The sequence below is a fragment of the Candidatus Endoriftia persephonae genome (assembly GCF_023733635.1).
Taxonomy (GTDB): domain Bacteria; phylum Pseudomonadota; class Gammaproteobacteria; order Chromatiales; family Chromatiaceae; genus Endoriftia; species Endoriftia persephonae.
Genome location: NZ_CP090569.1, coordinates 493,979 through 514,946, shown reverse-complemented (window position 1 = coordinate 514,946; position 20,968 = coordinate 493,979). Strand labels below are relative to the sequence as shown.

Here is a 20,968-nt window from a genome sequence, read left to right as displayed (position 1 = left end):
CCATGGTGGTATCTGCCGTCCATGTGAGCAACGACCCGGCATTCTCCAAGTCATTTCTCACTTCGGCGATCACCGTCACCCTCTGCTGCCTCTGGCCGACCATCATCAATACTACGGTGGGCGTGAACGGTGTCGACAAGGATCTGATCAACGTCAGCCGCGTGCTGCGTCTTAACGCCACCACCAAAACCTTCAAGATCATCCTGCCCTCCGCCATGCCGATGATCTTCACCGGCCTGCGTCTCTCCCTGGGCATCGGCTGGATGGTACTGATCGCTGCCGAGATGCTGGCGCAGAACCCCGGCCTCGGCAAGTTCGTCTGGGACGAGTTCCAGAACGGCAGTTCCAACTCGCTAGCGCGCATCATGGTCGCAGTACTGGTGATCGGCCTCATCGGCTTCCTGCTCGACCGCGGCATGTTGATGCTGCAACGCAGAACCAGCTGGGACAAGAACGCAGTTCTTCATTAACGCAAGCCGCAATCTAGATCTGCCTTTATCCGGACATGCCCGGCTAAAGACAGATCTACAAGTTGAAAATTGAAAGCCGGAATAAACAACGATTGTGAATCGCACAAGGTGCAATGAAATGAACAGTTATCTGAACATCGACCACATCAGCATCACCTTCCCCACCGATAACGGTCCGCTGAATGTGCTGAAAGACGTCAAGCTGGAGGTAAAACAGGGCGAGTTCATCTCGCTGATCGGCCACTCGGGCTGCGGTAAATCCACCGTACTCAATATCATCGCCGGTCTGTTGAATGCCACAGAGGGTGGCGTGATTCTGGAAGGCAAAGAGGTGACTGAACCCGGCCCCGATCGTGCCGTGGTATTTCAGCACCACTCGCTGATGCCCTGGCTCAGCGTCTACGACAACGTGTGCCTAGCGGTCGATCAGCTCTTCAAGAAGACCAAGTCAAAGTAGGAGCGCAAGGTGTTGCTGATGGATGAACCCTTCGGCGCCCTCGACTCCCTGACCCGCACCCACATGCAGGACTCGTTGATGGAGATCCAGGCGCGGCTCAACAACACTGTGATCATGATCACCCACGACGTGGACGAGGCGGTGCTGCTCTCTGATCGTATCGTGATGATGAGCAACGGCCCGTCGGCCACCATCGGCGAGATCCTCGATATCGACCTGCCGCGCCCGCGTGATCGCCTGACCTTGGCCGAGAACCCAACTTACAATCACTACCGCGTCGAAGTGGTCAAGTTCCTGCACGAACGCCATACGCAACCGGGCGTTCCGGCCAGTAACGACGATAACGAAAGTGATGGAGAGGAACCTGCACTGAGCCTCGTTGCTGGCTGATGGATCTGATGATTAGCGCGATAGCAGCGCTCTGAAGGCAACAGCGGCCATGTCTGCCCGTTTCCCACTGATGGGGGCTCAAAATGAAAGACCGCCGTATTGTTAATCCGGCAATTAAATAAAGATAGGGCGGCCCATGGCCGTCACTTGCAACCCGCTGAAATCACGCATGATGTCGGGCATGGCTCGGCCTATACATGTTCACTTCAGTTTGCGCACCAGATCGAGCAGTTCATCGGCGTCCCACTCGCGGCCGCCGATGGCGCGGTAGACCAGCCGCCCCTCTGGATCAATCACAAAGGTGGTGGGCAGGCCCTTGATCGGCCAGCGCTGGATAGTCTGGCCCGACTGGTCGAGCAACACCTGGAAGTCGATCGGGTAGTCGCCCATGAAGCTGAAGATGGTCTCCTCATCCTCGCCCACGTTGATCGCGATCATCGCGATTCCCTGATCCTTGATCTTCGCCCAGCCACGATTCATCGACGGCAGCTCGGCACGGCAGGGTGGGCACCAAGTCGCCCAGAAATTCACGATCACCGGCCGCCCTCTGTAACTTGCCAGCGAGTGCGCCTCACCATCCATATCCGGCAGATCAAAAGCGGGCGCCTCCGGCTGATCTGTAAGACGCGTCAGCAATTGCTCAGCAGCGAGTCGGCTGCAAAACAGCAGCAACAGAGACGCCAAAAAAGTTCCAATGATAGTTTTGTTCATCTTAACGATCTTCCGCACACTCGAGCGCCTCTATCCATACGATTTTCTGCTCATCGCCCTCTCTCCAAACCACTTTCAGATCGAAGCGGCTTCCGGGCAGCGGCCCAAAGCTTGTCATACCCCAGTTATAGTCCCCGGCAGGTTCAAAGGTCTGCCGGGTTGGGAAGGTCGCCCAGCGAAAGGCGATGCGGGAGGCCGCACTCACCTGGTCGTCGCCCCACTCCGCATCCCAGCTCTCTTTCAGTTTGAGCCCCCGGACCTTATCCCCCTGGCGGATGCGCCATTCGTTGAGATCGATACTAATCGCTCCAGCAGCGGCATCGCTGGCGCGGTTTCTGGCGATAGTTTGCAGCACACAGTGGGTGGCGATCTGGTCCGCTATGGTCTTGGAAAAGCCCCGCGCCTGAAAAAAGCCCCGAGTCTGATCCGGCAGGCGCTGGACCAGCTTCAGCTCAAGGCCCGCCTGTGACAGTTTCCAACTACTGAGTTGGGTAGTTGGGTCAACCGTCTTCTCCACCCTGGCAAACCCGCTGGCGGGCAGCAGTGCCACGCATAGGAACCAGCGAAAAAGTTCTCTTTTGTGCATCATCGTTCGTTATCAACTATCCCGGCTTGCGCGCCAGCAGACTCCAGGAGGCAAACTTAAAGTCATGCTCCTGCGGATCGATCAGGCGCTGCTTGCGGGTATATTCCAGAAACAGCAGCTCAAATCAACCAAATAGCTCCTGCAAGTGCAGTTCCTCTGAGAAGTGGACCCACTCCACCCCGGAAAAAGGGCCTGAACGAAAACCGCGCTTTGTCTGCGCGTCCTCCGCCGGCTCGCCCTTGTCGAATTCAGAGTAGGCGGTGGAGCACCAGTTGACCCCGAGAAAGAACCGGCCGGGCTGAGGCGATCGTAACAGCACTCCAAGGTCTATTGAATGGCGACGGTGGTGTTATGGATCAGTGAGGCACGATCGACGATCAGGGCGAAGGGCCCCGGCCAGGGGATCTCACGAGTAAAATCGCCGCAGGCAATCGTCTCGGCATACTCAGGAAAACGTTCCCGCAACCACTCGACCGCCATCGCACTCCCCCTCGATACCGTAGTAGCTCAGCCCCTGCTGCAGGAACAAACTGATATTGGCACCCGCTCCGGTACCCAGCTCCAGCACATTCGAGTTGAGCATGTGTCTGGCGCAGTGGCGAGATAGAGAGAGAGCAGATCTGACCAGGACCAGATACTATGTTGATGGCCGGTGGCGCAGGCCTGCCTCCACTCATCTGAAAATATCATTTTAGGCATCCCTGACACCGCTCCCGATAGTAACCGGCCTTCACCTGCATCGGATTACCATAGACCAGAGAGTAGGGGGGGATGGTCACCCCATCCACTACGCTGCCTGCGGCAACAACCGAGTGGTGGCCAATCATCGCCCCGCCCTTGACCACAGCGTGAGAACCGATGAACACATTGTTTTCGATGATGATATCCCGCCGCTCCACCTCATCTGAGATACCGATGCAGTGCTTGTGAGAGTCGACACAATTGATCGCCACGAAGGAAGCGATGTCGCAATCGTCACCGATCACCAGCCGCGCCCCGGTGGCGTTGATCTCCGACATCCCCCCCACTGAGACATTCTTGCCCAGTTCCGGCTCACCATTGATCCAGACCAGCGGGTGGAAGGGATTCTTCTTGAACTGGATGAAGCGGATAAACAGATTGCCGAACTCAGCCAGGTTCATGGTTGCTCCTCGCCACACAAGTTATGCTGTTCGCCAATGCTCAAATTGAAAAGCCTATCCACCGTGGAAACACAAAAGACGTAGACGTTCCATGGCGGGCTTCAGACCCCGGCCTCGGCCAACATCAAAGCATCCCCGGCGCGCCGTTTCTGCACCTGCGCCTCGATCAGCCGCTCCACCTCATCACAGGGAAACTCAGCCACATCGCGCCGCTGCCACTTGTCGCGGGCCAGCTCGACGTAGGGTTCGATCAGCCGCCAGTCGTCACCAGGGAAGTTCTTGCGAGTGTTGTCCATGCGGAAGTTGAGCCCGGCGATCCAGTAAATCGGCGACTGCATCAGTTTCAGCCTGCCCCACCCCTCCATGCTGGCGGGCGGCTCGAAGCGCGGATAGCCGTCGACCCCGGCCAGCGCATCCTCATACATCGGCGAGCCGGGATAGGGAGCGTAGTTGTAGATCGAGACCCGCGCATCCGGATCGGTATCGACAATCCAGTCGATCAGGTCGAGGGTATCGCGCAGCATCGCCGGGGTCTCGCGCGGCATGTTGGCGATAAAGCTGTACATGATCGAGACCCCGGAGCCGCGCACGTTCTGCGCCGCCTCACAGATCGCCTTCACGCCATGCCCCTTGCGGATCACCTTGCGCAGGAAGTGGTCGTTGCCCGATTCGCAGCCGATCTCGATGGAGAAGCAACTGGCCTCCACCAGCGCCTCCACCATCTCCGGCGACAGGTAGGGGGCCCGTATATTGCCGTCCCAGCGCACCCCCAGGTCGCGCATCAGCCGGCCTATCTCCTGGATGCGTCTGACCCGGTCCATACGCACGTTCCTGCCCTCGTCATCCTTCCAGACACCAAAGCCGATATTCGGGTCGCTGAAGGAGATCTCGTCGAAGCCCACATCGTGGTGAATGATCTTCAGTTCCCGCTCCAGTTCGTCGATCGGTTTCGGCTTCCAGGGCGAGGTGAGGGCGCAGAAGGTGCAGGGGAAGGGGCAGCCTCGCGAGGTGAAATACTGCATGTCACCGCGCGCAAACATGTGTTTGGTGCGTTCGTTGTAGGGAAAGAGGTGTTCGCCGTAGACCCGCTCCCGCCAGACCTTGTCGACAAACGGCTCGCTCAGGCACTGCTCCGGCAGGATGCGGGCATGGTGGCCGCCGACCCCGGTGATGATGCCAGGCTTGAGGCGCTTGGCGTGTTTCAGGATGCGTGCCGCTTGGCCGGTCTGGTAGCCAGTGAAGCAACTGACGCCAATCTCGTCCGCCTCGCCGATCAGCTCGTCGAGCAGCTCCGGTGGATCGTAGCGTGCGTCAAAATAGGCGACCCGCTTGCCCTGGGACTCAAACAGCGCGCCAGGATAGAGGATGGAGAGCGGCGTCAGATTGACGGGTGAATCTTTGGTGGCCTTGGGGTAGACCAGCAGCATGTCGATCTTGGCCATTCAGTCGTCTCTCTCCACCAGCCAGCGCAGTTCAATCAACCCAGTTGCCCTCCCGGTCAGACCAGTGGATCAACTCACCGGCGGCGATGGTGCGGGTCGCCCGGTGGCCAAAAAATGCATCCATATGGTTCGGTTTCAGGCCGCTACCCGGACGCCGGACACCCAGATTCTCAGGCGAGAAGGGCTCATTCTTGGAAATATTACGGATCGCTACCACGCTGCGACGAAACGCATCACGGTGCTTACGTTCCACCGCTGTCGGCTCCACCGCTTCACTGCCGAGCATCCGATGGGCCTGGCGGACTGCCTCAACCCACTGCTGCAGCTCACCGATATCCGCCGAGAACCAATGGTCCGGCCCTGGCAGATCGTGATCAAGGGTGAAGTGTTTCTCGAACACCCGCGCGCCGAATGCCACCGCCAGCACCGCCCCCAACACCCCCTGGGTGTGGTCCGAGTAACCCAGGATCAGCTCAGGGTATTCACGCCGCAGGCTAGTCAGCTTGCGCAGGTTGGCATCTTCTGGCGGCGCCGGGTATTGGGAAACGCAGTGCAGCAATACTGTCGGGTGGCCCTTGAACGTGCCGATGGCCCGCAGCGCCTGCTCCACCTCGTCCAGGTCGGCCATGCCAGCGGAAACGATCATCGGCAGGCCAGTGGAGGCATAGTCGCGCAACTGCGGCAGATTGGTAAAATCATCGGAACCGACTTTGATCGCCGGGATCTCCAGCTCCAGCAGCAGATCCAGATCGCTGCGGTTCTGCGGCGTGGAGAGGAAGATGATTCCCTCTTCGTCGCAACAGTCGCAGATCTGCCGCCACTGCTCCGGCTCGAACTGGTGGCGGCGAAACATCTCCAGCATCGACTCGGTCACCTCACGCCCCTGGGAGCGGTAGCTGTAGGTCTGCTGAGGATCGCTGCAAAACTCCTCCGCCTGAAATGTCTGAAACTTGACCGCATCCGCCCCAACCTGCCGGGCAGCGCGAATCATCTTGAAGGCACGCTCCAGATCGCCGCAGTGGTTGATCCCCGTCTCAGCGATGATGAAGGGTGGCTGATGCCGGCCAATCACCCGTCCGCCTATCTGGATCTCTGTCATTTCGCTACCATCTCTCACTCACTCTCAACCCAACCCCGGCACCTGCGCGATGATCCTCTCCATCAACCAACCCGCCTATCTGCCCTGGCTGGGCTACTTCCAACGCATCGCCCGTTCCGATCTGCACGTCATCCTGGACCATGTGCAGTTTGAAAAGAACAGCATGGTCAATCGCAACCGCATCCGCACCCACGATGGCTGGTGCTGGCTCACGGTACCGGTCAAGACCCGCCACCGTTTTGGCGATCTGGTCATCCACCGCTTAACGCTGGCCGACGACCCGCGCTGGCGTCGCAAACATTGGGACAGCCTGCGCTTCAACTACGCCAAAGCGCCCTACTTTGCCGAGCATGCCGGCTTTTTCGAGGCCAGCTACCAACGAGATTGGCAGTATCTCATCGACCTTAATCTACACCTCACCCGCTACCTGCTCGACGCCTTTGCCATCAATACCCCTCTGTTACGCAGTTCGCAGCTGATGGTCGACGGCGAAAAGAGCCAGCTGCTGCTCAATCTCTGCCGCAGCTGTGGCGCCGACCGCTACCTCTCTGGCCCGTTTGGCCGTGACTACCTGGATCTCGACGCCTTCTCCGACGCTGGCATTCAGGTGGAGTTCGACGACTACCAACACCCCCGCTATACCCAGATCCAAAGCAGATTCGAGCCCTACATGAGCGCGGTCGATCTACTCTTCAACCAGGGCCCGGCCAGCCTCAAAATCCTGCTCGCTCAGATTCATTCAGAGGCTCCCTAAGCTAGAGCCTGCTGCAGCGCCTCCACCACCTCGTCCTGCTGCACCTCACTCAGCCCCGGATAGAGCGGCAGCGTCAACACCGATTGATAAAACGCCTCGGCCCCGGGAAGATCACCTTCGGCAAACCCCTGGTCACGATAGTAGGGCTGCAGGTGGATAGGAATATAGTGCACCTGGACGCCGATGCCAGCGGCGCGCATCGCCTCAAACAGCTGCCGGCGTGTGATGCCCGCCCCGGCATCGAGCCGCACCACATAGAGATGCCAGCCCGACTGTCGTCCGGGCAGACGCGCCAAGGGCGTCAGCGGCAAACCGGCGAGCAGCCGCTCGTAACGCTCCGCCAGCGCCCTGCGCCGCGCGACAAACTGATCGAGGCGCTGCAGCTGGCTCAGCCCCAGCGCAGCCTGGATATCGTTCATGCGATAGTTATAGCCCAGTTCGACCTGCTGGTAGTACCAGGGGCCGTCCGACTCCCCCTGCATCAACGCCGGATCACGGCTGATGCCGTGGCTCAGCAACCGCCCCACCTGCGTCGCCAGTTCTGGATCGTTAGTGGTGAGCACGCCACCCTCGCCGCTAGTGATCGGTTTCACTGGATGGAAGCTGAAGACCGTGGCATCACTATAGTGGCAGTCGCCGATCCTGGAATCCGCGAAACCGGCCCCCAGGGCATGGGCCGCATCCTCGATCAGCTTGAAACCATACTGCACCCGCAACCTGTCAATGCCGGCCAGATCCACCGGCTGACCGGCGAAGTGGACCGTCACCAGAACCTTCGGCAACCGCCCCTGTTGTTCCGCCAGCTCCAGCTTGCGCTCCAGCGCATCGATCGAGAGGTTGCCGCTGGCCGGCTCCACGTCGACAAAATCGACCTCGGCGCCACAGTAGCGGCCACAGTTGGCCGAGGCAACAAAGCTAATCGGCGAGCTCCAGAGCCGCTCCCCCGGCCCCAGCCCCAACGCCAGGCAGGCCAGATGCAACCCGGCGGTGGCACTGCTCATCGCCACCCCGTAGGCGGCGCCGCAGTAGTCGGCCACCGCCCGACCAAAGCGCGGCGCCATCGGCCCCTGGGTGAGCCAGTCACTACGCAGGACATCGGCCACCGCATCGATGTCGCTCTCGTCAAGGCTCTGGTGGCCGTAGGGGATCATGTTAGGGAGTCAATCAGCTCGACGATCTCATCCACTGTGAGAAAGTGCGGATTGCTGCCAGAGCTGTATTCGAATTCGCAGCCTACCTCGCGTCCGCTCTCTCCCAGCGGGTTGTGGGCGTAATCCACCGGATGGGTAAAACGGATGGTCGGCGCGATCACGAAGTGGTCATCAAATTCCGAGACCAGATGCGAACAGTCCCGCGGACACATCACCTCATGCAGCTTTTCGCCGGGACGGATACCGATAATCTGCATCGGCAGCTGCGGCGCCATCGCTTGGGCTATATCGGTGATCCTCGCTGAGGGGATCTTTGGCACGAAGATCTCGCCCCCCTGCATACGAGCGAAGCCCTTCAACACAAAATCGACCCCCTGCTGCAGGGTGATCCAGAAACGGGTCATGCGCGCATCGGTGATCGGCAGCGCGGCCGCCCCTTCGTCGATCAGTTTACGGAAGAAGGGGATCACCGAACCCCGCGAGCCGGCGACGTTACCGTAGCGCACCACCGCAAAGCGGGTCGGCTGACCGCCGGCGATGTTGTTGGCGGCGACGAAGAGCTTGTCGGAGGCAAGCTTGGAGGCGCCGTAGAGGTTGATCGGGCTGGCGGCCTTATCGGTGGAGAGCGCAATCACGCTGTCGACGTTGTTATCGAGCGCCGCCTGGATCACGTTCTCTGCGCCGTGCACATTAGTCTTTATGCACTCCATCGGGTTGTATTCGGCAGCCGGCACCTGCTTCAGGGCGGCGGCGTGAATCACCAGATCGACCCCGCGCATCGCCTGCCGCAACCGCTGCAGATCCCGCACATCGCCGATGAAGTAGCGCATCTGTGGTGCATGCAGCAGCTGCTGCATCTCGAACTGCTTCAGCTCATCGCGGGAGAAGACGATTATCTTGCGGGGGTGATAGCGCGCTAGCAGGGTGCGCGCGCAGAACTGGCCAAAGGAACCGGTGCCACCGGTGATCAATATGCTTTTATCGGAGAACATCCACTCGCTCAATTTCCGCGAAGCCTCAACTGTGACAGGCTTCTCATAATCCAGGCTGCAGCAAGCATAGCCAGCAGCGCCTGGCAACGCCAGTGATCAGTCAGGATAGAGGGCCACTCACAGGAAGTTGAATAGCGACAGCCCCTGCAGTTTGATAAACGATTGCTGTGCCGCGTTTAGCGCCTGCAGTTGACGTTCGTAGCGGCTCACCGCCTCGGTGATATCCAGATCCTCAGCCTCCGACTTGGCAGTCTGCATGGTCAGCAGGAAGTCTTCATTGACCTCATACTGTTCGGAGGTGGAGTTGAGACGGGCACCCACTGAGGTCCTGAACTGCAACAGATGGTCCTGCGCCCGCTGGATATCATCAATCAGCACTGCATCGGGATTGTTGGCCTGCATGCCGGCGGCGATCTGGTCGACAGTCTCGAACAGGTTGCGCTTGGCGCCTGTGCTGGTGTCGATATTCATAAACACATCGAAGCCGTTGTTGCGGTCCTGGATCGAACGTCCATTGGAGATTTGCAGACTGCGCTCCCCCATATCGCCTCGATAGCTGTAGCTGCCGGCCCCGACCGAGACGAAGGGCTCAGAGCCCCCCTGGAAACCGGCGAAGATGTATTCACCGTTACTGTCACGAGTGTTGGCCAGACTGAACAGCTGATCACGCAACAGCAGCACCTCCTCGGCGATGGCGTTGCGCTGCTCCGCGGTGAGGGCATCGTTCTGCCCCTGCACCGCCAACTCTTGGATACGCGGCAACAGGTTAGTAACCCCTTGCAGGGTGGTCTCCTCCAGCTCCAGGCGGGCGCGCACTCGCTCGCTATTGTCCTGGTACTGCTCCACGGTGGAGATGGTGTTGCGCAGGCCAAGAATATAGGCAGCCGCGGCCGGGTCGTCCTGGGGGGAGAGCACACGCCGTCCGGTGGCGATCTGTTGCTGCGTCTTGACCAGTTTGCTCTGGGTCTCAAGCATGCGGTTGAGACCATTCTCGAAAATCAGGTTGGTTGACATCCGCGACATAGATTACCTCACTGCTGAGAGCAGCGTATCAAACAATGAATTGGCCACCTTGATCATCTCTGCTGAGGCCTGATATGCCTGCTGAAACTGCACCAGTTTGGCCGCCTCCTCATCCAGGTTGACCCCGGAGACCTCTTCCTGTGAGGCCCGATTGCGTTCCAGCAGCCCCTCCTGGGCGGCCAGGCTCGCCTCTGCCTGGCGGGTCGAGGCACCCACCCCAGCCACCAGCTGCGAATAGACTTCAGAATAGCTGGCGCTCAGATTCAACATACGATCCTGGGACTGCATCGCCGCCAGCGCCAAAGCGTTGCGGTTATCACCGGTGGCAGCATTGGTGTTGTTTCGGACGATCAGCTGGTCACCCACCGTCGGGGTGCCGGAGATCCTAAAACTGAGCCCGCCAAAACTGTCGAACTGGCTCGGATTGGCGCTGGAGGGAAAGGATTTGCCGGCGCTCTCGGTGGCCGGATCATAGAGGATGTAGTTGTTGGGTGGAGCCGGACCGTTGCTGATCACAAACCCCGAATTGCCGGCGCCATCCGCATCGTCAGAGAAGCTGAAAACCATGTTGGCCGCCAGTGGCAACCCACTGCCGCTGCTGATGCTCGGCTGGCTGATCACTGCCGTGCCACTGTTGACCGGGTTGCCACTGGCGTCGATGGCAACCGCCGACTGCAGACGACCAGCGGCGGCGAAGCCACGCACATCGTCGATCAGCAGCTGCATGCTGTCCGCCGCGCCGCGGCTGGGACGAATCAGGAAGGAGTCACCCTGCGCCACCCCACTGGAGTCGATGGTCAGGCTGAAGCCATCGATCTCGGCGGTGGTAAACGGAGAGGCTCCGCCGGTATCGATGCTGGTGGTGGTGTTATCGGAGAGCCGCCGCAAAGTGTAGCTGTTGCCACCATCATATTCGAGCTTATAGTCGCTCGCGGTCAGATCAGAGAGTGTGCCGTAGCTGGCAGTCACCGCACCGCCACTGTTATTCGCGTTACCCAACACCTGGATCTCCGGCGTGGAGAAAATCGCGCCGCCCACGTCGCCATCCAAGTCGATGCCAAGCTGATGCTGCTGGTTCATTTGCATCGAGATGCCGAGCGCCACCAGGCCCAGCTGGTTACGGGTGGTGTCGAGCATCTCACGACGAAAACTCAGCAGCCCACCCAGCTCGCCCCCATCCAGTTCGCTGCTGATATTGGTGTCACCGAAGTCGTTGGAGAAGATCACATCCCGCTGCGAAGCATCGGCGGGGGAACTAACAGTGGAGATATCCGACGCCACATTGCCCACCACCAACACCTGGCCGCGACCAATAAAGACATTCATCGCACCATCCGACTGCTCAACCGTGGTGATGTTAACCAGGTCAGAGAGCTCGTTGATCAGCTCGTCACGCTGGTCCAGCAGGTCGTTGGGGGTCTGATGACTGCCGTGACCGAGGGCGCTCACCACGGCATCGTTAGCGTTAGCGATCGACTCGGCAAGCCGGTCTATCTCCTGCACCACATCGTCGAGGCGTCGGTTGACCTGAGCCTGACTATCCGCAAACTGCTGATCGAGATCGTGCATGCGTTCCACCAGCGAGCGGCTCTCCGCCAGGAGCAACTGACGCGAGGGGATCGAAGCGGGATCGTCCGCCAACTCCTGCATGGCATTAAAGAAGTCATTGAGCGCCGGCGACAACCCTACTGCCGGATCAGCGAGGATGCTATCGAGACGCTGCGCATTACTGTAGAAGGCATCCAGTTCGCCGACCGTGGAGCGGCCATCGCGCACCCGCTTGGCGGTGAAGTCATCATACTGGCGGTTGATGCCATGCAGCTCGACACCGGTGCCGAGCCAGCCCGCCGGGGTCAGCTCCGGGTCACGGCTCGACAGATTGATCACCTGTCGGCTGTAACCCGGAGTGTTGACGTTGGCGATGTTGTGGCCGGTGGAGTTGAGCGCCTGCTGATAGGTCTTCAGCGCAGAGACTCCAATGTTCAGGATGGAAGCCACGTCTTCACCTCTTCTCTCTCAGTCACCAAAATCAGCATCCCACCACCTTATATCGGCCTATTACCCTGCCCCTGAATAGGGACCAGGGCCTGACGCATCTCTTCCCCACCCATCACCCGCAACACCTTCTTCGCGTAGTGCGGATCGGTAGCGTAACCAGCCTGCTGCAGCGCGCTGAAATAGGCCGCACTGTCACCACTCTGCTGCATCGCCTCGGCATAACGGGGTGAGCCGCTGAGAAAGGCCAGATAGTCCTGAAAGCTCTGCTGGTAGGAGTCGTAGACTCGAAACGCTTCACGCCGCTTCACAGCTACGCCGTCGATATACTCCAGGGTCTCGCGGAACACCCGCTCCCCCTGCCAACGTGCATCGGCCTTAATGTTGAACAGATTGTGGCTGCTGCGCCCATCGGCAGTGTGGATCAGATGCTGGCCCCAGCCGGTCTCCAGCGCCGCCTGGGCGAGCAGCGCTTCAGGTTCCAGCCCGACTGCGGCAGCGGTCTGTTCAGCGCTGGACCAGAGATTGCGAACAAACGCCTCAGGAGTGTCGAGCGACGCTGCCGGTGCCGGTGCTGACGAGACAGTGGCTTCCGCCCCGCCACTCTTCAGCTTTTTACCGTGCAGCCCACTTGGCATCACCGCTGCCGGGTGATCCCGATAGCTATCGAGCCCGGAAATCGGCTTGCTGGTTTCATCTACCTGCCCACCAAGCTGGCGTTGCAGCATCGCACCGATGCCCAGTCCGCCACTCTCGGAGAGGTGCAGCGCCAGCTGCTGATCGTACATATCACGATAGAAGCGGGTATTGTTGCTCTCCAGCAACCCCTCCGACAGGTTTGCCTGGCGCATCTGCTTCAGCATCATCTGCATGAACAGCGATTCGAATTGCCGGGCCACCTGGGCCAGGGAGCCTGCCTGATCCTGGCGCGCCTGATGCTTGAGCGCGGCCAGCCCCTGAAAATCGGTATAGACACTGGCGGGCAGAGCGTTCATCAGATCACCAGCAGCTCAGCACGCAGCGCGCCGGCCTCTTTCAGTGCCTCGAGGATCGCCACCAGATCACTGGGTGCGGCACCCACCTCGTTGACCGCCTTGACCACCTCATCCAGCGACACCCCGGGGTTGAACAGGAACATGTGATTGCCACCCTGCTCCTCCACCGCCACATCGCTCTGCGGCACCACCGTGGTCTGACCGGGAGAGAAGGCGCCGGGCTGGGAGACCTCGGCACTCTCGCTGATGCTCACCACCAGATTGCCGTGGGAAACTGCCGCCGGATAGACCCGCACCTGGCTGTTGATCACCACCGTGCCGGTGCGCGAGTTGATGATGACCCGAGCCGGTGCCGTACCGGGCTGCACCTCGAGCTGCTCCAGCATGGCGATGAAGCTCACCTTCTGCGCTGGATCGATGGGGGCACTGACACGGATCGAGGTGGAGTCCACCGGCTTGGCAGTGCCCGGGCCAAGGGTCAGGTTGACCGACTCAGCCAACCGCATCGCGGTTGTGAAGTCGCCATCGTGCAGGTTGAGGGTGACATAGCGCCCAGTGTTGAAGTTGTTCGGCACTTCACGCTCCACCGTGGCGCCATTCGGGATACGCCCGGCACTAGGGATGTTGACGGTGATCCTGGAGCCGTCCTGGCCCTCGGCACTGAGCCCGCCCACCACCAGGTTGCCCTGGGCCATGGCGTAGTTGTTACCGTCGGCGCCCTTCAACGGAGTCATCAACAGGGTGCCGCCACGCAGACTCTTGGCATTGCCCAGAGAGGAGACGGTGACATTGATACGCTGCCCCACCTTGCTAAAGGGTGGCAGCTCACCATGCACGATCACCGCCGCGACATTCTTCGGCTTGATCTTGGTGCCAGCGGGTATCTGCACGCCGAACTGGTGCAACATATTGCGCAGGCTGTTCAGGGTATAGGGAGAGTCGGTGTCCTTATCGCCGGTACCGTTGAGCCCCACCACCAGGCCATAGCCGATCAACTGGTTGCCACGCACCCCCTGGATCGAGGCCAGATCCTTGATGCGTTCTGCCGCTACCGGGGCCGCAACCACCACCAGGCTCATCAGAAGCAGGAGTGCGGTCAGATTATTGAGTCGCTGTCGGGTCATGGCACTGCTCCACTCAGAAGGGGAAGATTGGGCTGATAAAGAACTTCGCCAACCAGCCCATAGCGTTGCTGTCGGCAAGCTGGCCATCACCCACATAGATGATGGTGGGATCAGCGATGCGTGACGACTCCACCTGGTTCTCCGGGCTGATGTCCTGGGAACGCACGATGCCGGAGAGACGGATGTACTCGTTGCCCTGGTTGATGCCGATACGCTTCTCGCCACGGATCATCAGGTTGCGGTTGGGCAGCACCTCGATCACGCTGACCGTGATGTTGCCGGTGATGGCGTTGCTCTGGGAGGCAGAACCTTCACCCTTGAAGTCGTTCGCCGCAGAGGTAGAGAAGGCAAGGGTATTATTGTCGTTACTGGCCAGCGGGATCAGCCCCGGGGTGTTGAACTGGGGAGTGGAACCGAAGATGGTCGGGTTGGCGATGGTGTTGCTGTTGGACTTCTTGGTCCCGCTCTTCGCCGACTTGTTGGCGGAGGTGCTCTCGGAGAGGATCACGGTGAGCAAATCCCCAACCCGGCGTGCGCGCATATCCTCAAACCAACTCACTTCGTGCCCGCCCTGATAGATTGAGCCGTTGCCGGAAGGCGCCGGCGGCGGCGTCACCGGGCGCACCGGCGCGTAGTTGATGTCGCGCACCGGGCCGCTAGTCTGGCAGGCAGCCAGCAGCAGCGTGAGGCTAATCAGGCTCAGTCTGGCGATTGCAGGCCTCATTTCACACCTCCCTCATCAGAGCTGGTTGTTGATGTAGGAGAGCATCTCATCGGTAGTGGAGATCGCCTTGGAGTTCATCTCGTAGGCGCGCTGGGTCTCGATCATGTTGACCAGTTCCTCCACCACGTTGACGTTGGAGCTCTCCAGCGCCCCCTGCATCAGGGTGCCGGTGCTGTCACTGCCGGGGATCGCGGTGTTCACCCCACCACTGGCGGCACTCTCACGAAACAGGTTATCGCCGATCGGTTCCAGCCCCTGGGGATTGGCGAAGTAGGCCAGCTCGATCTGGCCGATCTGGGTCGGGTCGGTGTTGCCCGCCTGCAGCACCGAGACGATGCCATCGCTACCGATGGTGACGCTGGTGGCGTCATTGGGTACGGTCATCGCCGGCTGCAGCTGATAGCCGTTGGGGGTCACCACCACGCCGTCTGCGCTGAGGCTGTAAGTGCCGTCACGAGAGTAGACGATGCTGCCGTCGGGATGCAGGACCTGGAAATAGCCCTTGCCCTGGATCGCCACATCGAGACTATTGCCAGTCTGCACAATGTTGCCCTGGCTATGCTGCTTCTGGGTCGCCACCACCTTCACACCGGTGCCCACCATCAGGCCAGAGGGAAGCTCTGTGCTCTCACTCGACGGGGCTCCCACCTGCCGCAGGTTCTGATAGATCAGGTCGTTGAACACCGCCCGGTCACGCTTGTAGCCGGTAGTGTTGACGTTCGCCAGATTGTGGGCGATCACCGACATGTTGGTCTGCTGTGCATCAAGACCGGTTTTTGCTATCCGGAGTGCCGGGTACATGATCTTCTCCTGTCCGCCCCTTGGGGCATTCGATCGTTTGTCTCTGCCTAAAGAAGTTGCAATTTACCTGCCAAGATTACGCCTGACGCAGCAGAGTGGCCGAGGCGGCGTCGAGCTCCTGGGCATTTTTCATCATCTTCACCTGCATCTCGAAGCGTCGCGACAGTTCAATCATGTTGACCAACGCGTCGGCGATATTGACATTGCTGCTCTCCAACGCGCCTGAGACCAGCTCCATAGCGGCATCTGCCTCGGCCTCAGCGCCATCTTTCATACGCATCAGGCCATCCTCGCCCTTCATCATCTCCTGCATCGGTGGGTTGACCAGTTTGATGCGGTCAACCACTGCCAGCGCTTCTGGGGTGGCCCCCAGCGGCAAGATGGTGATGGTGCCGTCACTGCCGATCTCGATCTGCTCGTGGGGCGGCAAGGAAATCGGCCCGCCATTGCCGATCACCGGCAAACCTTCGCCGTTGCTGAGCATGCCATTGGCGTCCACCTTCAGGTCACCGCGACGTGTGTAGGCCTCTGTGCCATCGGGTGCCTGCACCGCAATGAAGCCGGCTCCCTTCACTGCCAGATCCAGATCGTTGCCGGTGCTCTGTAGGCTGCCCTTGATGAAGCTGATGTCGGGGCGTTCGTCCATCGCGTAGACTCGCGTCGGATAGCCGCTGCCAAACACCGGCATGCTGCGGAACTGGTTGAGGTCCTGCATAAAACCTGGCGTGTTGACGTTGGCCAGATTGTGGTTGTTGTTCGCCTGGGCGAGCAGGGTCTCTTTGGCCCCGCTCATCGCGACATAAAGCATGCGGTCCATAATTCAGCTCCTATCAGCGCAGGTTGATGATCGACTGGGTGACCGCGTCAGCGGTGGTGATCACCTGGGCATTGGCCTGGAAGTTACGCTGCGCGGTGATCAGATTGACCAGCTGCTCAGCGAGATCCACGTTAGAGTTCTCCAGCGCCCCGGACTGCATCAGGCCAAAGCTGGAGGTACCCGCCTCACCGAGCTGCACATCGCCAGAGGCAAACGACTCGACCCAGCGGGTGTCACCGACCTGGCGCAGCCCCTGGTTATTGTTGAAACGCGCCATCGCCACCTTGCCCAGCCCCACCGAGCGGCCGTTGGTGAAGCGGGCGAACACCACTCCCTCGCTGTCCACGTCGACACCGCTGAGGCGCCCGGAGGTGAAACCGTCCTGGGTCAGATCGTTGACCGCAAAACTGGAGCCGAACTGGGTGGTGTTGACGTAGTTGAAATTGAGCCCGCTAATCGGCGCCGCACCACCACTGGGAGTAAAGGTATCCAGCGGCACCAGCCCGCCGCTGGTCACATCACCCGCCCCTGTACTCAGGGCGCCGTTGCTACTGAAGCGGATATCGGCCGCTGCATTGCCTCCCACCGTGACATTGTTACCATCCACATAAGTGAAGGCGTTCCACTGATTATCTGCCACCTTGCGGTAGAAGATATTCATGCTGTGAGCACTGCCCAGGGAGTCGTAGATGGTGGTGGCGGTGGAATGGTTTTAGCTGAGTGGGTTTGGTGGATAACTGGCGGCATTGAAGGCTACCGTCGGCACGTCCTCCGCGGCCCCCAGGTTGAGCGATGCAGTCACCTGTGAGGTGGCGCCCGGCGCGCCGGAGACCACCGGCAGATTGAGGTCCACTGTTGTGCCGGTGTTGAAGCTGGTGCCGTCGGCATCCACCGGCGGGAATATCTGCAAGCGTGAGCCAGTATGGTCCACCACATAGCCGTTGCGATCCACATTGAAGGCACCCGCACGGGTATAGCTGCGATCACCGTTGGGCTGTTCCATGGTAAAAAAGCCCTCACCATTGATGCCCAGATCAAGATTGTTGGCGGTGAACTCGATACTGCCCTGGCGGAACTGCTGCGCCACCTTGGTGGTGCGTACTCCCTGTCCCGACGTGGCATTGCTGGCGTCGGAGATAGAGGAGGCAAAGATGTCGGCAAACTCGGCACGCGACTCCTTGAAGCCGGTGGTGCTCGAGTTGGCGATATTGTTGCCGGTCACTTCCAGGTCGGTGGTGGCTGCGGCCAGTCCGCTGAGTGCAATACGAAATGCCATCTTATTTCTCCTGATTCATTTAATCGGTTCAGTAGATCTCTTTCACATCGTTCATCGAAACCTGTCCAAGGCCGACCAGATTGAGGCGCACCCCACCACTACCGCCCAGACTGACGCTCTCCACCTCAGCCGCCACATGCACTGCCGGGGCCATCTCTGCACCATCGACGGTGGCCTGGGCTGTGACTTGATAGAGGCCGGAGCCGGCAAAATCGCCCTGGTCATCGTAGCCATCCCAACTAAAAGCCAGCGCACCACCCTCATGGCTACCCAGCTCCAGCTCCCGCACCAGCGCACCGTTTGAGTTGGTGATGCGCAGGGTGACATTGCTGGCATTAGAGGGAAGCTCGATGGAGCCTTTCAGGGTGTCACCACTGCCAAACCAGCCGGCACTGCTCGGCACCAGCACCTGGCGCCCCAACAAATTGGCGGCCTGTAGCGCCTGATCGGAGGTGATGCTGGAGCTAAGGCCAGTAAATGACTTGTTTAGATCGTCGATGCCGGAGACTGCGGCGAACTGGGAGATCTGCGTCGCCAGCTCAGTATTCTCCATCGGCTTGAAGGGATCCTGATGGGTCAGCTCGGTGACCATCAGGTTCATGAAATCCTCCATCTCCAGCCCCTGATCGACCGGCTCCTGCGGGGTGGCACTAAATCCCAGGCTGCTAAAAAGTTCTTCGTTGCTCTGTATAGTTTCCATCAGCTTCTCCTTACTGGCCCATACGCAGGGTTGCCATCAGCAGCTGCTTGGCGGCACTGGCCACCTCCACATTGCCCTGGTAGGAACGGGAGGCAGAGATCATGTTGGCCATTTCCTCCACCGGATTGACGTTGGGGCGGAAGATGTAGCCCGCTTCATCCGCCATCTGGTGATCCGGCGCATACTCCCGGATCAGCGGCGCCTGGCTCTCGATCACCCCCACCATGCTGACGCCAACGGCAGGCGCATCCGGGTTGAACTGATCAACCATGGCGCGGAACACCGGCTGACGGGCACGGTAAGTCTCGTCGATGCTGCTGCTCACCGCATCGACATTGGCCATGTTGCTGGCCACTAGGTTAAGACGCAGGCTCTGGGCACTCATGCCACTGGCCGCGGTATCGAAGATCTTAAACATCGACATGGCTATTCACCTTTTATGGCCTGGCGCAGGCTGCTGATCTTGCCGTTGAGAAAACGCAGGCTGGCCTGGTACTCCAGCGAGTTGGAGGCGAAGGTGCTCTGCTCCCGCTCGGTCTCCACCGTATTGCCGTCGAGGGAGGGCTGCGATGGGATGCGATAGAGCATCTGTGTCGGCGGCACGACACCCTGCTCGTCCTGGATGTGGCTGGGATGTGTAGTCCGCAGGCGCACCGGCTCGCCCTGCGCCTGCTGCAGCACCTTATGGAAGTCGAAATCCCGTGCCTTATAGCCAGGGGTATCGGCGTTCGCCAGGTTGCTGGCGATTAGCTCACTGCGTCGCGCGCGCAGCAGCAGGGCCTGGGGATGGATGCCGAAGGCGTCGTCAAGATTCATGGTGCGCTCCCAAGAGATAGAACTCACCTCTCTTCAGCAGAATACATGCCACACACCGCAATGCAGCGCCGCAACCTAGCAACCACAAGGTTTGCAGCGGGATACGAGATGCTCAGCCGCGACAGATCCAGGCAGATTTGCGGCAAACATCCACCGCCAGGCGGCAAGGGTTGCCGCCCCTGAGCGGGGGCCGATCGATTGAACGAACATTCAGCGTAAGAGATCTGCCCCAAAATCAGGGGCGCCCACGCCAACAGGCAAACGGCACACAATTTGCACCTCTTAATGGCAGCCGAAATAGAAATCAGGGCAAATTCCCATGCAGATCACAGCCAACCGATACGTGCCCCGCAGCAGCCTCTGCTCCGGGTTAATCTTATTCACCCTTCTTCTAATCAGCACGAACGCCCCGGCTGGGGGGTCCAGCCAGCCCCACGCCACCATCATCCAGGCGGCAGAGGCCTATCTGAAGATGCAAACCGCCGACCGCCCGGAACGGATCACCCTCAAGCTGCTGCCCCTCGACCACCGCCTCAAACTCAACCGTTGCGAGACCCCTTTGCAGAGCTTCTCCCCGCCCGGCGCACGCAGCCAGGGCCGAACCACGGTCGGCATCAAATGTGAAAGCCCGAAACCCTGGACCCTCTATGTCTCAGCCGAGATCGGCGTGATCGGCAAGGTGGTGGTGGCAAAACGGGATCTGGCTCGGGGCGCCGCCATCGGCCCAAACGATGTAAAGCTGGTTGAACAGGAGACAAGCCATTTGCTGCGCGGTCATTTCGACAGCATCGCCGAGGTGACTGGCAGAACCCTAAAGCGCACGCTGCGTCGCGACAGACCGGTCACGCCCAGCCTGCTGGTCGTCAACAAAACCATTCGCCGCGGACAACAGGTCACCATCATCGCAGGCAACAGCGACATCAGCGTGCAGATGAAGGGCAAGGCGCTGTCCAATGGCAATCCAGGCGATCTGATCAAGGTGCAGAACCTCAGCTCCAAGCGGAAGCTGCAGGCCCGGGTGATATCCGCCAGTCTAGTGCGGGCAGATTGAAAGCAGGATATACAGACACCAGGATTTTACTGGAGGGTGTTAGTAAGCAACCTCCTCAATGCCTTTTCTGAGTGCTAAAGTATCCTGAGATTTAGCCGAACACAGCATTAGGATTAATGTATTCAGAGGAAAATCGATGGCAATTGAGATCAGCAGTCTTTCCAGCAGCGCGCTGCAGGGCACCATTGACAGCGCATCCGCCAATCGTGCAAATCAACCATCAGAAACCACCCGGGCCACCCCTGGCCGCCAGGCCGACAGCGTCAGCCTGACCAGTTCCGCCTCGCAGCTTCAACAGCTTGAGCAGAAGATCTCCAAGATGCCGGTCGTCGATGCCCAGCGCGTGGAGAGCACCCAGCGCTCCCTGGCCACCGGTAGCTACAAGGTAAACCCGGATGACTCAGCCGAAAATCTGTTGGAGATGGAACGTGCCCTGGCCTGATCCAAGGCCT

The 20,968-nt window shown here is 59.9% G+C and carries 24 protein-coding genes and 2 pseudogenes; 5 read left to right on the top strand and 21 right to left on the bottom strand.

The window, feature by feature from the left end:
- Positions 1 to 2: 2 nt before the first annotated feature.
- Together L0Y14_RS02485 and L0Y14_RS02480 are read left to right on the top strand one after the other, a co-directional pair.
- Positions 3 to 470, top strand: a complete 468-nt coding sequence (locus tag L0Y14_RS02485; RefSeq protein ID WP_305790614.1) for an ABC transporter permease — start codon at positions 3 to 5, stop codon at positions 468 to 470.
- A gap of 118 nt (positions 471 to 588) precedes the next feature.
- Positions 589 to 1,317, top strand: a pseudogene (locus tag L0Y14_RS02480) (ABC transporter ATP-binding protein).
- Between the two features lie 201 nt (positions 1,318 to 1,518).
- Here the strand turns inward: L0Y14_RS02480 and L0Y14_RS02475 are convergent.
- From L0Y14_RS02475 to L0Y14_RS02440, 8 genes are all read right to left on the bottom strand, one after another.
- Positions 1,519 to 2,028 (bottom strand): peroxiredoxin family protein, encoded by a 510-nt coding sequence (locus L0Y14_RS02475; RefSeq protein ID WP_006473602.1) that lies wholly within the window; start codon positions 2,026 to 2,028, stop codon positions 1,519 to 1,521.
- Between the two features lies 1 nt (position 2,029).
- Positions 2,030 to 2,617, bottom strand: a complete 588-nt coding sequence (locus tag L0Y14_RS02470) for a hypothetical protein (protein WP_005962858.1) — start codon at positions 2,615 to 2,617, stop codon at positions 2,030 to 2,032.
- 121 nt (positions 2,618 to 2,738) lie between these two features.
- Entirely contained in the window at positions 2,739 to 2,933 is a 195-nt protein-coding gene (locus tag L0Y14_RS02465) for a hypothetical protein (protein ID WP_005962861.1), read from the bottom strand.
- An 8-nt stretch (positions 2,934 to 2,941) separates the two neighbouring features.
- Entirely contained in the window at positions 2,942 to 3,094 is a 153-nt protein-coding gene (locus L0Y14_RS02460) for a hypothetical protein (RefSeq protein WP_006473600.1), read from the bottom strand.
- Positions 3,060 to 3,197, bottom strand: coding sequence for a hypothetical protein (locus tag L0Y14_RS02455; RefSeq protein WP_006473599.1), 138 nt, complete (start codon positions 3,195 to 3,197; stop codon positions 3,060 to 3,062). The genes L0Y14_RS02460 and L0Y14_RS02455 overlap by 35 nt, the downstream gene beginning before the upstream one ends.
- A gap of 103 nt (positions 3,198 to 3,300) precedes the next feature.
- Positions 3,301 to 3,756, bottom strand: a complete 456-nt coding sequence (locus tag L0Y14_RS02450) for an acyltransferase (protein WP_006473598.1) — start codon at positions 3,754 to 3,756, stop codon at positions 3,301 to 3,303.
- 101 nt (positions 3,757 to 3,857) lie between these two features.
- Positions 3,858 to 5,198: a B12-binding domain-containing radical SAM protein gene (locus L0Y14_RS02445; RefSeq protein WP_005962872.1), complete on the bottom strand. Its 1,341-nt coding sequence runs from the start codon at positions 5,196 to 5,198 to the stop codon at positions 3,858 to 3,860.
- Between the two features lie 31 nt (positions 5,199 to 5,229).
- A complete protein-coding gene (locus L0Y14_RS02440) occupies positions 5,230 to 6,297 on the bottom strand; it encodes an N-acetylneuraminate synthase family protein (protein WP_005962874.1) in 1,068 nt (355 codons plus the stop codon).
- Positions 6,298 to 6,346: 49 nt separating this feature from the next.
- On the opposite strand from L0Y14_RS02440, the gene L0Y14_RS02435 reads away from it, so the two are divergent.
- Positions 6,347 to 7,051, top strand: a complete 705-nt coding sequence (locus L0Y14_RS02435) for a WbqC family protein (RefSeq protein WP_006473595.1) — start codon at positions 6,347 to 6,349, stop codon at positions 7,049 to 7,051.
- Here the strand turns inward: L0Y14_RS02435 and pseC are convergent.
- The 13 genes and pseudogenes from pseC to flgB form a co-directional block, all read right to left on the bottom strand.
- The gene (pseC, locus tag L0Y14_RS02430) at positions 7,048 to 8,202 is read right to left on the bottom strand and encodes a UDP-4-amino-4,6-dideoxy-N-acetyl-beta-L-altrosamine transaminase (protein ID WP_005962881.1); all 1,155 of its coding nucleotides are present in this window, start codon (positions 8,200 to 8,202) and stop codon (positions 7,048 to 7,050) included. The two genes, L0Y14_RS02435 and pseC, sit on opposite strands and share 4 nt — an antisense overlap.
- Positions 8,199 to 9,194 carry a UDP-N-acetylglucosamine 4,6-dehydratase (inverting) gene (gene pseB, locus L0Y14_RS02425; RefSeq protein WP_006473594.1) on the bottom strand — a complete coding sequence of 332 codons (996 nt, stop codon included), beginning with the start codon at positions 9,192 to 9,194 and terminating at the stop codon, positions 8,199 to 8,201. The genes pseC and pseB overlap by 4 nt, the downstream gene beginning before the upstream one ends.
- A gap of 117 nt (positions 9,195 to 9,311) precedes the next feature.
- On the bottom strand, positions 9,312 to 10,217 hold the full coding sequence (flgL, locus tag L0Y14_RS02420) for a flagellar hook-associated protein FlgL (protein WP_005962887.1): 906 nt from the start codon (positions 10,215 to 10,217) through the stop codon (positions 9,312 to 9,314).
- 3 nt (positions 10,218 to 10,220) lie between these two features.
- Positions 10,221 to 12,215 carry a flagellar hook-associated protein FlgK gene (flgK, locus tag L0Y14_RS02415; protein ID WP_006473593.1) on the bottom strand — a complete coding sequence of 665 codons (1,995 nt, stop codon included), beginning with the start codon at positions 12,213 to 12,215 and terminating at the stop codon, positions 10,221 to 10,223.
- 47 nt (positions 12,216 to 12,262) lie between these two features.
- Positions 12,263 to 13,207 (bottom strand): flagellar assembly peptidoglycan hydrolase FlgJ, encoded by a 945-nt coding sequence (gene flgJ / locus L0Y14_RS02410; protein ID WP_005962896.1) that lies wholly within the window; start codon positions 13,205 to 13,207, stop codon positions 12,263 to 12,265.
- The gene (locus L0Y14_RS02405; protein ID WP_006473592.1) at positions 13,207 to 14,331 is read right to left on the bottom strand and encodes a flagellar basal body P-ring protein FlgI; all 1,125 of its coding nucleotides are present in this window, start codon (positions 14,329 to 14,331) and stop codon (positions 13,207 to 13,209) included. The genes flgJ and L0Y14_RS02405 overlap by 1 nt, the downstream gene beginning before the upstream one ends.
- A gap of 13 nt (positions 14,332 to 14,344) precedes the next feature.
- Positions 14,345 to 15,055 carry a flagellar basal body L-ring protein FlgH gene (gene flgH / locus L0Y14_RS02400; RefSeq protein WP_005962903.1) on the bottom strand — a complete coding sequence of 237 codons (711 nt, stop codon included), beginning with the start codon at positions 15,053 to 15,055 and terminating at the stop codon, positions 14,345 to 14,347.
- A gap of 15 nt (positions 15,056 to 15,070) precedes the next feature.
- Positions 15,071 to 15,856, bottom strand: a complete 786-nt coding sequence (flgG, locus tag L0Y14_RS02395) for a flagellar basal-body rod protein FlgG (protein WP_005962906.1) — start codon at positions 15,854 to 15,856, stop codon at positions 15,071 to 15,073.
- A 76-nt stretch (positions 15,857 to 15,932) separates the two neighbouring features.
- Positions 15,933 to 16,673: a flagellar basal-body rod protein FlgF gene (gene flgF / locus L0Y14_RS02390; protein ID WP_005962909.1), complete on the bottom strand. Its 741-nt coding sequence runs from the start codon at positions 16,671 to 16,673 to the stop codon at positions 15,933 to 15,935.
- Between the two features lie 13 nt (positions 16,674 to 16,686).
- A pseudogene (gene flgE / locus L0Y14_RS02385) lies at positions 16,687 to 17,949 on the bottom strand (flagellar hook protein FlgE).
- Between the two features lie 28 nt (positions 17,950 to 17,977).
- Positions 17,978 to 18,649, bottom strand: a complete 672-nt coding sequence (locus L0Y14_RS02380) for a flagellar hook assembly protein FlgD (RefSeq protein WP_006473588.1) — start codon at positions 18,647 to 18,649, stop codon at positions 17,978 to 17,980.
- A 10-nt stretch (positions 18,650 to 18,659) separates the two neighbouring features.
- Positions 18,660 to 19,073 carry a flagellar basal body rod protein FlgC gene (gene flgC, locus L0Y14_RS02375; protein WP_005962918.1) on the bottom strand — a complete coding sequence of 138 codons (414 nt, stop codon included), beginning with the start codon at positions 19,071 to 19,073 and terminating at the stop codon, positions 18,660 to 18,662.
- A gap of 2 nt (positions 19,074 to 19,075) precedes the next feature.
- Positions 19,076 to 19,465: a flagellar basal body rod protein FlgB gene (gene flgB / locus L0Y14_RS02370; RefSeq protein ID WP_006473587.1), complete on the bottom strand. Its 390-nt coding sequence runs from the start codon at positions 19,463 to 19,465 to the stop codon at positions 19,076 to 19,078.
- Between the two features lie 319 nt (positions 19,466 to 19,784).
- Between flgB and flgA the strand changes: the two genes are divergently transcribed.
- Positions 19,785 to 20,516 carry a flagellar basal body P-ring formation chaperone FlgA gene (flgA, locus tag L0Y14_RS02365; RefSeq protein ID WP_005962924.1) on the top strand — a complete coding sequence of 244 codons (732 nt, stop codon included), beginning with the start codon at positions 19,785 to 19,787 and terminating at the stop codon, positions 20,514 to 20,516.
- 136 nt (positions 20,517 to 20,652) lie between these two features.
- Complete coding sequence (flgM, locus tag L0Y14_RS02360) at positions 20,653 to 20,958, top strand: flagellar biosynthesis anti-sigma factor FlgM (protein WP_005962927.1); 306 nt, start codon at positions 20,653 to 20,655, stop codon at positions 20,956 to 20,958.
- The last annotated feature ends 10 nt before the right edge of the window (positions 20,959 to 20,968 follow it).